We start from the raw sequence: 13951 nt of genomic DNA on the forward strand, positions 1-13951 counted from the left end.
TGATCTGACTCAGAGTCTGTTTCATGAAAAACTGAGCCGTCAGACAGGACGGCGGAATGGAGTAGATATATGCATTTTCAATGGTATCCCGGGCATATGACAAAGGCCCGCAGGATGATGCAGGAAAATATAAAGCTGATCGACCTGATCATTGAGCTGACTGATGCCAGGATCCCGCTGAGCAGCAGGAATCCGGATATCGATGAGCTGGGAAAGAATAAGGTGCGCCTGATCCTTCTGAATAAGGCGGATCTGGCGGAAGAGGCAGCCAGTGATGAATGGATCGAGTATTTCCGTGGGAAAGGCTATTCTGCGGTGAAAGTGAATTCGAAAAAGGGCGGCGGCATGAAGTCGATCCAGTCGGTCATCCAGGAGGCATGCCGGGAAAAGACAGAGAGAGACCGCAAGAGAGGGATTTTAAACAGACCAGTGCGCGCGATGGTAGTGGGGATCCCGAATGTGGGGAAATCCACTTTTATCAATTCTCTTGCAGGAAAAGCGTGCGCCAAGACTGGGAACAAGCCGGGGGTCACAAAGGGGAAACAGTGGATCCGGCTGAACAAAAACGTAGAGCTTCTGGATACACCGGGCATCCTCTGGCCGAAGTTCGAGGACCAGGAGGTAGGGCTGAAGCTGGCATTCATCGGTTCCATCAAAGATGAGATCCTCCAGACAGAGGAGCTGGCTGCTGAGCTGATAAAATTCTTAAGCGCCGGGTACCCGGGCGTCCTGGAGGAAAAATACAGCATTCCGGCAGTGGGGGATGCCTACGAGTGCCTGAAGGATATCGCTGAGAACAGGCACTGCCTTGTGCGCGGGAGCGAGCTGGATACGGAAAAAGCCGCATCGATCCTGCTGGATGATTTCCGGGGAGGAAAGCTGGGGCGCATTACTCTGGAAAGGCCGGAAGCTTAACAGGAAGGAAGACATAAATGAGAGGCATAATCAGAGAACTTTTTGGCTGGATCATATTTATCGTGCTTGTTGTTGCCGCATCGTATGTTGTGGTCACCTTTGTAGGGCAGAGGACTCAGGTGAGCGGGGAATCCATGGAGACAACGCTTGCTGACGGCGACCATCTCATCGTGGATAAAATATCATACCGGTTCCGTGATCCGAAGCGCTATGACATTGTAGTCTTCCCATACCGGTATGCGGAAAACACATATTATATCAAGCGGATCATCGGGCTTCCGGGGGAGACGGTGCAGATCACGGACGGATATGTATATATCAACGGCACCCTGCTCGATGAGCATTACGGAAATGCGGTGATGGATAATCCGGGCCTGGCGGCTGAGCCGGTCACACTGGGGCCGGATGAGTACTTTGTGCTCGGAGATAACCGGAACAACAGCCAGGACAGCCGTTCCGTAAATGTGGGAGTGATCCACAGAGATGAGCTGCTGGGACGTGCCTGGATCCGTATCTGGCCTCTTGATAGATTCGGAGTGATCAAACATGAGTAAGAAAAGTATTTCACAGATAAAAGAAGAGTTTGAACAGGCAGATGCCGCGCAGTTGGAGAGTCTGTACGAGATATACGGCTCTGATGAGCGCAGCGGGGTACAGAAGCTGATCGGCGCGTACAGGAAGAAAGCAGAAGCCATGCAAAAAGAGCGCATGCGCCTGGAAGCGATGCGCAGTTTTGAACATAAGTACAGTGATAAGCATGGCGGTACATACAGCCTGATCTGCGGGATCGATGAGGCGGGGCGGGGTCCTCTGGCGGGCCCTGTGGTCGCGGGGGCGGTCATCCTGCCGGATGACTGTGAGATCCTTTATCTGAACGACTCGAAAAAACTCTCCCCTGCAAAGAGGGAACTGCTCTATGATGAGATCATGGAAAAGGCAGAGGCAGTGGGCGTGGGCATGGCATCCCCCGCAAGGATCGATGAGATCAATATCCTTCAGGCAACTTATGAGGCGATGCGGGAGGCTGTCAGCAATCTCGGAGTCTCCCCTCAGCTCCTTCTGAATGATGCGGTAACCATACCGGACGTCAGTATCCCGCAGGTGCCGATCATCAAGGGGGATGCCAAAAGCGTGTCTATCGCCGCTGCCAGCATTATCGCCAAGGTGACGAGGGACAGGCTGATGGTGCAGTATGATGAGATCCTGCCGGGATACGGGTTCGCGCAGCACAAAGGATACGGGTCAAAGGAGCATATCGAGGCGATCCGGCGTTTGGGTCCGACACCGATCCACAGGCAGACTTTTATAAAAAATTTTCTGGTTTGATGATGCATCGTCAGACTGAGAAGCAGAGACAAGACAGAGGTATATAGACAGACTGAGATACAGGATATGGCTGAGAGAAGAGGAAGCAGATTTCAGGAGCAGCAGAGAAAGAGTACCAGGCAGACCGGGACGGATTATGAGCGTGCGGCCGGATATTATCTGGAACAGCTCGGGTATGAGATCCTGGAGTATAATTACAGGTGCAGGGCAGGGGAGATCGACCTGATCGCGAAGGATGGGGAATACCTGGTGTTCTGCGAAGTCAAGTACCGCTCCGACGGAAGGAAGGGCAGCCCTCTGGAGGCGGTGGGCGCGGGCAAGCAGCGGACGATCTTCCGGTGCGCCATGTTTTATCTGGCGGAGCATCACATAGACGATGTGCCGTGCCGGTTCGATGTAGTCGGAATAGAAGGGGCGGAAGTGGTACATATTAAAAATGCATTTGCGGGGTGAAGATATGGGACTGGGGCTGAAGTATAAAGATGAGAGGCATGTTTTTGACGAGGTGCGCGGTGAGACGCCATACCTGAAATATCCGATGTTTGAGAAGACGGGCATCGTAAGACATGGCTTTTCCACCCGGCTGGGCGGCGTCAGTGAGGGATGCTATGCGTCCCTGAACTTAAGCTTTGACCGCGGGGACAGGGAAGAGGCTGTCAGGGAGAATTTCCGGCGGATCGGGGAAGCCATGGGTGTACGCTGTGAGGACATGGTGCTTTCCCGGCAGACCCACACTACGAATGTGCGGGTGGTTACGGAGAATGACAGGGGAAAAGGCGTTGTCAGAGAAAGAGACTACACGGATGTGGACGGGCTGGTCACGGATGTTCCGGGAATCTGTCTTGTGACTTCTTATGCGGACTGTGTGCCTCTGTATTTTGTGGATCCTGTGAAAAAGGCGATCGGCCTGAGCCATTCCGGCTGGCGGGGAACGGTGGGAAAGATCGGGAAGAAGACTGTTGAGCTCATGAGAGAAACGTTCGGCTCTGATCCCGGAGATATCCTCGCGGCAGTGGGGCCTTCTGTGTGTATGGACTGCTATGAGGTGAGCGGGGATGTGATCGAGAGGGTGAAAGAAGCTTTTGCGGAACCGCTCTGGGACCAGCTTTTTTACAGGAAGCCGGATGGAAAATACCAGCTTGATCTCTGGAAGGCGAATGAATGGATCTTCAGGGAGTCAGGGATTTCCGAAGAACATATCGCGGTGACCAATGTATGTACCCACTGCAACAGTGATATCCTGTATTCCCACCGCGCGGCGGGGGATCAGCGCGGGAACCTGTGTGCATTCCTTGCTTTAAAACAAATAACGGGAGGAGGATCAGAATGATATCAGGGTACTTAATATCAGCAGTGAGGGAGCTGCTTTCTGCTCCCGGCGCGGGCAGGCTGTTTCGCGCGGCTGCGGCGGGGGCTGTGGATGTGACGGATAATTCTCTGCCGTCAGATGTCCAGGAATCTGTGCAGGAGGTGACAACTGAGGCAACCCGGGAGGTCAATCAGTTCGTGCAGTTTTTTGAAGACCATATCCCGGATCTTGTGGCGTTTGGCGTCCGGGTGCTGTTGGCGCTCGTCCTGTTCTTTGTAGGAAGCAAGATCATCAAATGGATCCGGAAGGTTGTGAGGAAATCCTTTGAGCGGACGAACGCAGACGCCGGGGTAAAGCAGTTTGTCGACTCCATGCTGAAATTCGGCCTGTATGCCCTTCTGTTGTTTATCATAGCGACAAAATTCGGGGTCGAGTCTTCGTCTGTGGCAGCTCTGATCGCATCCGCCGGCGTCGCGATCGGCCTGGCCGTGCAGGGGAGCCTGTCCAATTTCGCGGGCGGGGTGCTGATCCTCTTGCTGAAGCCTTTCGCAGTGGGAGATTATATCGTTGTTACCCAGGAAGGGATCGAAGGGACGGTAAAGGAAATCCAGATATTTTATACAAAGCTTGCAACAGTGGACAATCAGACTGTGGTCGTGCCGAACAGTATCCTGACCAATAACAGCCTGACAAATGTGACGGCCCGCCCGGAGCGGAAACTGGACCTGAAGGTGGGGATTTCTTATGACGCAGATCTTAAGAAGGCAAAATCCCTGATCGAGGATATGCTCCTGCATGACGAGAGTATCATACAGGATGAAGAGATCCGGGTATTCGTGGATTCGCTGGCAGACAGCGCGGTGATGATCGGCCTGAGGGCGTGGGTAAAGACAGAGGAATACTGGGCGACAAGATGGAGGCTGATGGAAGAGATCAAGCTGACTTTTGACGCGGAAGGCATCGATATCCCGTATAATCAGCTCACAGTGCATGTGCGGGAAGAAGGAAAGTGACAGGATCCGATATGACCGGTGTACAGAAAAGAACGTCAAATAAAAGTGCACAGAAAAGAACGTCAAAATAAAAAGAATGGCAAAATGAAAAGAATGTCAAAGGTAAAAAGGGGCTGTCGGGAAATAGATAGTCCAAAACAGGGGCAGTTGTGACTCGCATGAGTCACAACTGCCCCTGAAATTTATCCTGTAAAAAGAGAAAAAGATGGCTAACGACAACCATCTTTCTCTCCGTTCCATGTTATAATGGAACTATGCAAAAACAAGATTATTATAACGACTTTTTTGAAATTGGGCAACAGAAAATTAACTTCAGTTTCTTCGAATTGAGTCTACCCGATGACGATCCAGTCTATACCCTGAAAAAAGTGATGGAGGAATTAGATTTTTCAGGCCTGCTGGCCTGTTATCCAAACAAGGGAAGAACCGGGTTTAACCCAATCATGCTGTATGCTGTCGTTACCTACGCAAACATGCGCGGAGTCCGGGCCGTTGACCGGATTGTTGATCTGTGCCAGAGAGACCTTGCTTTTATCTGGCTGACGAAAGTGGTCCTATGTCAAGAAAAAGTACAAATTAAATATGCCCTTTTAATGTTGAGTTACCCTGCTAAAGCTTCAGCTCTTTCATCTAACGCTGCATAGTATTCTTTTTCATACTGATCTGGCGAAAGATATCCACAATGGCTGTGTGTCCTCACTGTGTTATAAAATGTTTCTATATATTCGAATACCAGCTTATATGCATGCCGGTAATTAAAAATTTTAAAACGGTTGATCCACTCCCTTTTCAGTAATGCATGGAACGATTCAATACACGCATTGTCCCATGGATATGCTTTTTTTGAATAGCTGTTTACCATCCCCTCTGTTGCTTTACGGAATGCATCCGATACATACTGGCAGCCACGGTCTGTATGTATGATAAGCGGATGTGCTATTCTGCGGATTTTCTTTGCTTTCTCGATACATTCCACCACATGGGATGCTTCCAGTGTTTCGCCCAAGACCCATGCGATGATTTTCCGGGAATACAGATCCATAATGCTGGTTAAGTATACAAAGCCGTCAAACGTCCAGATATAAGTGATATCCGACACCCATACAGCATCCGGCTGAGCGGGATTGAACTGTTCATTCAGAATGTTATGCAGTTTCGAACTGAAATCAGAATCTATGGTTGTTTGTACATATGGCTTTACCCATTGGGCTTTGATTCCCATCTGACGCATGTAATTCGCCACAGTTTTCACTGCGATTTTTTCACCGGTTTTCCACAATTCCCTTGTGATCTTAGGGGCTCCATAGTTCTGGTGGGAATCTTCATAGATTTTTCGGATTTTCTGTTTGATCTCCCCACGGTGTTTTTCCGTGGCAGAAGGGACTCTTTTTTTCCAAGCATTATAACCGGATCGTGAAACACCAAGATGTTTCAGTACCCCGCTGACAGAGACGTGGTGCTTCACCGGACGCTGCTCCATTTCCACAATATACTCCGCTGTGGCAGTATAGACAGCCTCTGTCATTTTCCCAGGATACTGATGGCTTTTTTTAGAATTTCAAGCGCATCCTTTGTATCCCTTAGTTCACGCTGGAGACGTGCGATCTCTTTCGCCTCATCACTGGAATAATTCCCGGATCCCCGTGTTGGTACGCTCCCTTCGTTCTCTCTGGCCGCTCGTAGCCACGTCTTGAGAGCGGAATCACTGATTCCCAGATTCTCAGCTGCCTTCTGAAGTGAGAGTTCTGGATGTTCCAAACGATACCTGACTGCATTCTCCTTAAACTGTTGATCGTATCTGCTACCCTTTGCCATGCCTGTACTGCCTCCTTTTTATCATCTCTCTTATCATACATGATTTAGGTCTGCATGGCATCTTTACTTTGTACTATTTTTATACTACCACTAAAGGGCAGAAGCCTCAAAGGGATGTTTTTTACGATTTTAAAGGCAAAAAGCTCACAGGGGAAGTCCTGGATGAATTGAATTACCAGTTCATGCGCCGCCTGGAAAAAGAAGGGTTTCTTACACTGAAAGAACTTTATATCGATGGAACGAAACTGGAGGCAAATGCCAACAGATATACCTTTGTCTGGCGGGGCAGCCTGAATTACCATCTTGCAGGCCTGCTGGATACGATTGATGCCCTTTATACAAAGTACAACGCTTTCCTGCTGGACAATGGGTATGGCCCGAAATATGACCTTGGGGATGCACATATGTTTGTGATTGAGGGGATGGACAAAGTCAGGAAGATCATCCAAAAGAACAGGGAGCGGAAACTGACAAAGCATAAGAAGATCCCTAATAATACCATAATCGAGATCGATCATTGTTCCCCGCTTGAAATCCGGAAACTGCAGAAGAACCTGATGCGGATTGCAGAGGGAGAAGGGATTGAGTTTGTTTTCGGGAAGGGAATGCGTAAGCCGGAGATCCAGAAACTTTATGAGGGACTGGAAGAATGCGGAAAGCGCCTGATGGAGTATAAAGAATGCTTTAAGATCATGGGGAAAGACCGCAACAGCTATTCTAAGACAGATCTGGAAGCGACATTCATGCGGATGAAAGAGGACCATATGATGAACGGGCAGTTAAAACCTGCCTATAACGTCCAGATCGCAGTAGAAAATTACTTTATTGTCCACGGATATGTAAGCAATGACCGGACAGACTACAACACGCTGATCCCAGTTCTGGAAAAACACAGGAAAGCGTTTGGGGATAAGCTGGAGGCAGTCACTGCCGACAGCGGCTACTGCAGTGAAAAGAACCTGCTGTATCTGAAAGAGAACAGGATCCGCAGCTTCATCAAGCTGCAGGACCATGAGAAGAGGAAGACACGGGCATACAAAGAAGACATCGGGAAGTATTACAACATGACATACGCCGTTTTTGAGAATGAGCACTATTATATCTGCCATGACGGAAGAGAACTGCACCATATCCGGACAGAAAGCAAAGAACAGGACGGCTACACACAGACAGTAGAGGTATACGGCTGTGCGGACTGCAGTGAATGTGAATATAAATCGAAATGTCTTTATAAATACAATCCCGAAAAGAATCCGGACCAGAACAAGGTCATGAAGATCAATGAACGCTGGGAAGAACTGAGGGAGGAGTCCAACACGAATATCCAGAGTGAAGAAGGGATCCTGAAACGTCAGACACGGTCGATCCAGACAGAGGGTCACTTTGGAGATATCAAAGAGAACGAAAACTTCCGTCGTTTTAACTACCGTTCGAAAGAGAAAGTATATAAAGAGTTCATGCTGTATGCCATAGGGCGGAACATCATGAAATATCATCGGTTTTTACATCAGGAAATCGAAAAATTTGAAGGGAAAAAGGAGCAGGAAGCGGCTTAACCAGAGGAGCGCTCTGAAAAATCCAGCCAAGGGGTTATTGCGCCCTAAAATAGCGTTTACAAACAGGACGGAGGCAGTCTCCGACAGAATAACGGCTCAAAAAAGTCCGTATTCTGCGGGATTGTCCCCGTCCTGTTTGTCAGGAGTCAAAAATCGGTATTAACCGACAGCCCCATTAAAAAATAAAAAAGCCGGAAATCAGACTTGAACTGACGACCCCTTCATTACGAGTGAAGTGCTCTACCGACTGAGCTATTCCGGCTTGTGGATGTCATTTCTGACGAACCTTGCTTATTATATCTCGTTTTCGGGAAAATTTCAACTGTTTTTTTATTTTCTTATCTGGTTCTGTTATGATATACTATTTAAGGTGCATCAGCGCCGGTGAGTCCGGTGCTGTATTAGTGTTAGGAGGCAGATAGGATGAAACCATCAGAACAAACAGTCCGGACATTTATGAAAGACCGTTTTGCCACAGAGAATGGCGCGGTGATCGAAGAAGTGGACGACCATTATGCAAAGTGCAGCCTGAAGATTGAAGACAGGCACAGAAATGCAATGGGCGCGGTCATGGGAGGCGTCTATTTTACGCTGGCGGATTTCGCCCTGGCTGTGGCGAGCAACTGGCAGGAAATGGGAAGCGTCTCTCTTAATTCGGAGATCGCGTATTTGACTGCGGCAAAAGGGGACAAGCTGACTGCGGAGGCGGTCTGTATCAAAAATGGCAGGACGACCGGGTATTATAAGATCGACGTCAGAGATGAGATGGGCAATCTTGCGGCGGCTGTGACAGCTACCACATTCCGGGTTTCTAAATAAGATTGGAGGCAGAAAGACTTATGGGATCGAAAGTTTATTTTACAGATATGAGGGCTCTTCCGGGCACGAACCTGCCGGATAAGCTGAAAAAACTCATCAAAAAAGCAGGCATCGGAGAGATTGATTTTAACAAAAAGATGACAGCCATCAAGATCCATTTCGGCGAGCCGGGCAACCTGTCCTTCCTGCGCCCGAACTATGCAAAGGCTGTGGCTGATGTGGTAAAAGAGCTGGGCGGACGCCCGTTCCTGACAGACTGCAATACGCTGTATGTGGGCAGGAGGAAGGATGCGCTGGAGCATCTGAGCACTGCCTATGAAAACGGGTTCAACATTCTTTCCACAGGATGCCATATCATCATCGGGGACGGCCTGAAGGGCACGGACGATGTAAGCGTGCCGGTAAAAGGCGGGGAGCTGGTAAAAGAGGCAAAGATCGGGCGCGCTGTCATGGATGCGGATGTGTTCATCAGCCTGAGCCATTTTAAGGGGCATGAGCTGACCGGGTTTGGCGGCTGCTTCAAAAATATCGGGATGGGCTGTGGGAGCCGCGCGGGAAAGATGGAACAGCACAACAGCGGGAAACCGTCAGTGGACCAGTCGGTGTGCGTGGGATGCCGCGTCTGTTCAAAAAACTGCGCCCACGGCGCGATCTCATTCCCCGAGAAAAAGGCTTATATCGACCATGCCAAATGTGTCGGCTGCGGACGCTGTCTCGGGGCATGTAACTTTGACGCGATTTACAATGAAAATTCTTCTGCGGTGAAAGACCTGAATATGAAGATGGCAGAGTACACGAAGGCAGTCGTGGACGGCCGCCCTGCTTTCCATATCAACCTGGTCATCGATGTGTCGCCTTACTGCGACTGCCATCCGGAGAATGATGTGCCCATCCTGCCGGATATCGGGATGTTCGCGAGCTTTGACCCAGTCGCACTGGACCAGGCGTGCGCGGACGCGTGCAATGCACAGCAGCCGGTGCGGGGAAGCATCCTGGACGAACATATGCATGAAGAAGGATTCTGTGACCACCACGACCATTTCACAAATACAACGCCGGAGAGCGAGTGGGAGACATGTCTCGCACATGCAGAAAAGATCGGGCTTGGGAGCAGAGAGTACGAATTAGTGGAAGTGAAATGAGATAATAAAAAATGCAAGGGGTCAGACCCCTTTTAAGAGGGGTCTGACCCCATTGGGGAGAATATTCAGAAAAAAGAGAGGAAAGTGAAATGAAGAGAGAAAAATTCGGCAGCCGACTGGGATTTATCCTGATCTCGGCAGGCTGTGCCATTGGTCTGGGGAATGTGTGGCGTTTCCCGTACATTACCGGGCAGTATGGCGGGGCGGCTTTTGTGCTGATCTATCTGGTCTGCCTGGTCATGCTGGGACTCCCGATCATGGTCATGGAGTTTTCTGTGGGACGCGGCGCGGGATGCAGTATTGCCCGAGCTTTTGACAAGCTGGAGCCATTGGGGACAAAGTGGCACTGGTACAAATGGTTTGGGATAGCTGGAAATTATCTTCTGATGATGTTTTATACAACGATCGGAGGATGGCTTTTGATCTATCTGGGCAAGATGGCAGCAGGCAGTTTTGAGGGAATGGATGCTGCCCAGATTGAGGGGGAATTTGGAAGCCTGATGGGACAGCCTGTCCTTATGACTGTATTTATGGTGATCGTTGTGGTCCTGTGTTTCGGAATCGTTAATCTCGGACTCCAGAAAGGGGTAGAGGGGATCACAAAAGTAATGATGGTGCTCCTGCTTGTACTGTTGATCGTACTTGCAGTGCGTTCGATCCTGCTTCCGGGAGCAGGCGCAGGTCTGGAGTTTTACCTCCTGCCGGATTTCGGGAAAATGAAAGAGGCAGGGATCCTGGAAGTTATATCCGCAGCCATGAACCAGTCTTTCTTCACTTTAAGTCTGGGGATCGGAGCTATGGCGATCTTCGGAAGCTATATCGATAAGAAGAGGAGACTGGCAGGGGAAGCTGTCGCAATTACTGTCCTTGATACAAGTGTTGCGTTGATCTCAGGCCTGATCATTTTTCCGGCAAGCTTTGCTTTTGGGGTAAACCCGGACAGCGGTCCGAATCTGATCTTTATCACTCTGCCGAATATTTTTAATTCCATGGCAGGCGGAAGACTCTGGGGCGCGATCTTTTTCCTTTGTATGTTCTTTGCCTCAGCGTCAACGATCATCGCTGTGTTTGAGAACATCATTGCATTTGCCATGGATCTGACAGGGTGCTCAAGGCGAAAGGCAGTGGCGATCAACCTTGTGGCGATCATCCTTCTGTCCATGCCGTGCGTGCTCGGTTACAATGTCCTGAGCGGGTTCGCGCCGTTCGGAGAAGGCACAGCAATCCTCGACCTGGAGGACTTCATCGTAAGCAACAACCTCCTGCCGCTCGGAAGCCTTGTATACGTGCTCTTCTGCACGACCCGCTACGGCTGGGGCTGGAAAAACTTCCTTACCGAAGCCAACTCCGGAGAAGGCCCGAAATTTCCAAAATGGGTAAGACTATACGTAACATTTATAGTCCCGCTTATTGTTATATTCCTTTTCATACAAGGATATTGGAGCAAATTTGCAGGCTAGGCTCAAGCCATGCGCAAGAAGAAAAGAAGGGGACCTCATCGTGCTAGCACGAATGAGGTCCCCTTCTTTTCTTCTTGCATAGGGCGCAGCCCGTGAGCGAGATGGAGCGAAGCGAAATCGAGCTGCATGGCATGAGCCAGACGGCGGAAAGAGCAGCCCGTGAGCGAGATGGAGCGAAGCGAAATCGAGCTGCATGGCATGAGCCAGACGGCGGAAAGAGCAGCCCGTGAGCGAGATGGAGCGGAGCGGAATCGAGCTGCGTGGCGAGAGGCGGACGGCGGGAAGAGCAGCCCGTGAGCGAGATGAAGCGGAGCGGAATCGAGCTGCATGGCGAGAGCCGGACGGCAGGAAGCGCAGCCTGATGGCTGAACTGTTGCGGTTTTTTCTGGAAAAACCGAAAAACACTTGACTGTATACCAGTTATATACCTTAAGATATCCCCATACTCAGACAGAGTGTTGCCCCGCCTGGAAGCAAGAAGAAATATCATAGTTTCTTTCTTTAATGCGCATGCCAGGTAATACAAATGCAAGGGAGGTGCAGGCTTGAATACAAAGCAAGTAGAAGAGCTGACAGGGATGTCCCGGCAGAACATCCGCTATTATGAACGGATGGGGCTTCTCGAGCCGGCGAGGGAAGACGGGAATGCCTACCGGGATTATTCGGAAGAAGATATCAGGAGACTGAAACTGATCAAGATGCTCAGGATGCTCGATATGTCTCTGAAAGATATAGATGATATAATAAATGGAAAAGTTTCTTTAAAGTCTTCTGTAAAACACCAGAGAGAAAATCTGCAGACCCATCAGAAACAGCTCCAGGCGGCAATCGATGTCTGCGCCAGCATAGGCAGAGAAAAAGGCGAGGACCTGGATGTAGACACCTATCTGAGGCGCATGGAGGATATGGAGCGCAGCGGCGGCGTTTTCGCCCGGTTTGTGGACGACTATAAGCAGATAGTCCAGGACGAAGAAGAACGCAAATTTTCTTTTTATGCAGACTTCCCGGTAAACACTCCGGCGATGCTAGAAAAGGCGCTCCGTGAATATGCCTCAGAGCGGGGGCTCCGGTTCCATATGGAAAAAAGAGGAAAATATCCGGAATTCAGGCTTGGGGACCACACATACACCGCTGTCAGGCTGCTGGAAAAGAAAAAAGGAAACAAAGAGGATCCGGCGGTACGCGTTATCTGTGAGCGGAAAGAGAAGGTCCCGGGCGGCAGGGACATGAAGATCCCGGCTAAGAGGCGAAGGATGCTCCGGGGGATCCATATTCTGGCGACCAATATACGCAGGCACAGAAACAGGACATTGCTGAACCTTGTACTCAGTGCGCTGGCGGTCACAGTGCTGTCATTTTATCTGGGAAATATCCGGAGCACAGAGCAGATACTGGAAAACGCGCCGGAATCTTACGAGATCACAGGGGAAATCTGGAACGTGTGCGGCGAGTCAGACCATGGATTATTTATCTCCCATCAGGTGCTGGAAGATCTGTACAGATCAGAACGGATCGGCGATATCGCGGAAAGTGCCGAGCTGATGGGGAATCTGTCTGATGGGATGGATCTGTCCGGCGGGATGGATCTGTCTGGTGGGATGGATTTGTCCGGCGGGATGGATCTGCCCGATGGCGAAACACCGGCTGGCAGCTCATCGGCTAAGGGCGGTGAAGCGCCGGATACGGTATCCCTGCTGGGGATCAACAGGACAGAGTGCGTCCAGGGATTGTCGGAGGAAGATATTACGTGGGAGAGCGGCCAGGATAAAACCGGAGAAGAGTGGGAAGGATTCCTGAAAAGCAGTTCTGACTGTATCCTGAGTGAGGCATTTGCAGAAAAAACAGGGCTGTCTGCGGGCGATACGGCAGAGTTCAGCCTGGCGCGTTACTCACAGGGGCTGGCAGGAGTGACCCTGGAGAGACAGGAGTTTGAGCCGGAAGAATTTCACATCGCGGGCATTTATAAGGAAGATCCCGACAGGGAAGAGGAAAATCCGGATATCCTGCTCCCTCTGGACGCGGTGAAGGCAATCTATGAGAAAAATGACATTGTCTATTTTGCGTCCGCGCTTTCTTTCCGAGTGACAAAGCCCATGGAGCTGAATGAAGTAAAAGAGGAGCTGAAGGATGCGGGACTGAAAGAGATCATATACGGGTCGCCCAGGTCTTACGCCGGGATCGGACTGAAGCTGACGGATACAGAATTTATCCATTCCACGGAGAGCGCGGACCGCAGCCTGGCGCTGCTGGAGAGTTTCCTGCCATTTATGTTCGTCATCATAGCAGCAGCGGGGTATATCATCCCAAGCCTTTTGTTCCAGAACAGGCGGGAGGAATATGCGGTCATGCGCGCTCTGGGCACGGGGAGATGCTTCTGCAGCCTGCTGTTCTATATCGAGCACATCATACCCGCGGCAGCGGGGGCACTGGCCGGAGCGGCGGCTGGGATAGCGCTGGGAGCTGTGGATCCTGTGAGCGGGGCAGTTGTCTGGGGACTCTACCTGGTATTTTATATGCTTGGTGCCGGGGCGGCGATGTGGCGGTTTGGAAGATTCAGTATTGCGGCTGTGTTGTCACACAGAGATTGAGAGGTAGA

Annotated in this window: 13 protein-coding genes, 1 tRNA gene and 2 pseudogenes; 13 read left to right on the plus strand and 3 right to left on the minus strand. The window is 50.4% G+C overall.

The window, feature by feature from the left end:
- Positions 1–69: 69 nt before the first annotated feature.
- The 7 genes and pseudogenes from ylqF to B5G27_RS14455 form a co-directional block, all read left to right on the plus strand.
- Complete coding sequence (gene ylqF / locus B5G27_RS14425; protein ID WP_087179555.1) at positions 70–915, plus strand: ribosome biogenesis GTPase YlqF; 846 nt, start codon at positions 70–72, stop codon at positions 913–915.
- Positions 916–932: 17 nt separating this feature from the next.
- Positions 933–1469, plus strand: a complete 537-nt coding sequence (gene lepB, locus B5G27_RS14430) for a signal peptidase I (protein ID WP_087179556.1) — start codon at positions 933–935, stop codon at positions 1467–1469.
- Positions 1462–2241: a ribonuclease HII gene (locus B5G27_RS14435; RefSeq protein WP_087179557.1), complete on the plus strand. Its 780-nt coding sequence runs from the start codon at positions 1462–1464 to the stop codon at positions 2239–2241. The genes lepB and B5G27_RS14435 overlap by 8 nt, the downstream gene beginning before the upstream one ends.
- Positions 2242–2307: 66 nt before the next feature.
- Positions 2308–2694, plus strand: a complete 387-nt coding sequence (locus B5G27_RS14440) for a YraN family protein (RefSeq protein ID WP_087179558.1) — start codon at positions 2308–2310, stop codon at positions 2692–2694.
- 4 nt (positions 2695–2698) lie between these two features.
- On the plus strand, positions 2699–3571 hold the full coding sequence (pgeF, locus tag B5G27_RS14445) for a peptidoglycan editing factor PgeF (RefSeq protein WP_206609008.1): 873 nt from the start codon (positions 2699–2701) through the stop codon (positions 3569–3571).
- The gene (locus B5G27_RS14450) at positions 3571–4563 is read left to right on the plus strand and encodes a mechanosensitive ion channel family protein (protein ID WP_087179625.1); all 993 of its coding nucleotides are present in this window, start codon (positions 3571–3573) and stop codon (positions 4561–4563) included. The genes pgeF and B5G27_RS14450 overlap by 1 nt, the downstream gene beginning before the upstream one ends.
- 254 nt (positions 4564–4817) lie before the next feature.
- Positions 4818–5111, plus strand: a pseudogene (locus B5G27_RS14455) (IS1182 family transposase); the annotation flags it as partial.
- 53 nt (positions 5112–5164) lie between these two features.
- Here B5G27_RS14455 and B5G27_RS14460 read toward each other — a convergent pair.
- Together B5G27_RS14460 and B5G27_RS14465 are read right to left on the minus strand one after the other, a co-directional pair.
- Positions 5165–6043, minus strand: coding sequence for an IS3 family transposase (locus B5G27_RS14460; RefSeq protein WP_143405290.1), 879 nt, complete (start codon positions 6041–6043; stop codon positions 5165–5167).
- Between the two features lie 41 nt (positions 6044–6084).
- Positions 6085–6378, minus strand: a complete 294-nt coding sequence (locus tag B5G27_RS14465; RefSeq protein WP_087178690.1) for a transposase — start codon at positions 6376–6378, stop codon at positions 6085–6087.
- A gap of 77 nt (positions 6379–6455) precedes the next feature.
- Between B5G27_RS14465 and B5G27_RS14470 the strand changes: the two are divergent.
- Positions 6456–7934: pseudogene (locus B5G27_RS14470) on the plus strand (transposase); the annotation flags it as partial.
- A gap of 189 nt (positions 7935–8123) precedes the next feature.
- Here the strand turns inward: B5G27_RS14470 and B5G27_RS14475 are convergent.
- Positions 8124–8196 (minus strand) — tRNA-Thr (locus tag B5G27_RS14475).
- A 161-nt stretch (positions 8197–8357) separates the two neighbouring features.
- On the opposite strand from B5G27_RS14475, the gene B5G27_RS14480 reads away from it, so the two are divergent.
- The 5 genes from B5G27_RS14480 (at position 8358) to B5G27_RS14500 (ending at position 13943) form a co-directional block, all read left to right on the plus strand.
- Entirely contained in the window at positions 8358–8753 is a 396-nt protein-coding gene (locus tag B5G27_RS14480; protein ID WP_087179560.1) for a PaaI family thioesterase, read from the plus strand.
- A 20-nt stretch (positions 8754–8773) separates the two neighbouring features.
- On the plus strand, positions 8774–9895 hold the full coding sequence (locus B5G27_RS14485; protein ID WP_087179561.1) for a DUF362 domain-containing protein: 1122 nt from the start codon (positions 8774–8776) through the stop codon (positions 9893–9895).
- An 89-nt stretch (positions 9896–9984) separates the two neighbouring features.
- On the plus strand, positions 9985–11355 hold the full coding sequence (locus tag B5G27_RS14490) for a sodium-dependent transporter (RefSeq protein ID WP_087179562.1): 1371 nt from the start codon (positions 9985–9987) through the stop codon (positions 11353–11355).
- A gap of 168 nt (positions 11356–11523) precedes the next feature.
- Positions 11524–11652, plus strand: a complete 129-nt coding sequence (locus B5G27_RS16675) for a hypothetical protein (RefSeq protein WP_275533053.1) — start codon at positions 11524–11526, stop codon at positions 11650–11652.
- A gap of 248 nt (positions 11653–11900) precedes the next feature.
- Positions 11901–13943, plus strand: a complete 2043-nt coding sequence (locus tag B5G27_RS14500) for a MerR family transcriptional regulator (protein ID WP_087179564.1) — start codon at positions 11901–11903, stop codon at positions 13941–13943.
- Positions 13944–13951: the final 8 nt, after the last annotated feature.

This window comes from Lachnoclostridium sp. An76, from assembly GCF_002161355.1.
GTDB lineage: Bacteria > Bacillota > Clostridia > Lachnospirales > Lachnospiraceae > Mediterraneibacter > Mediterraneibacter caccavium.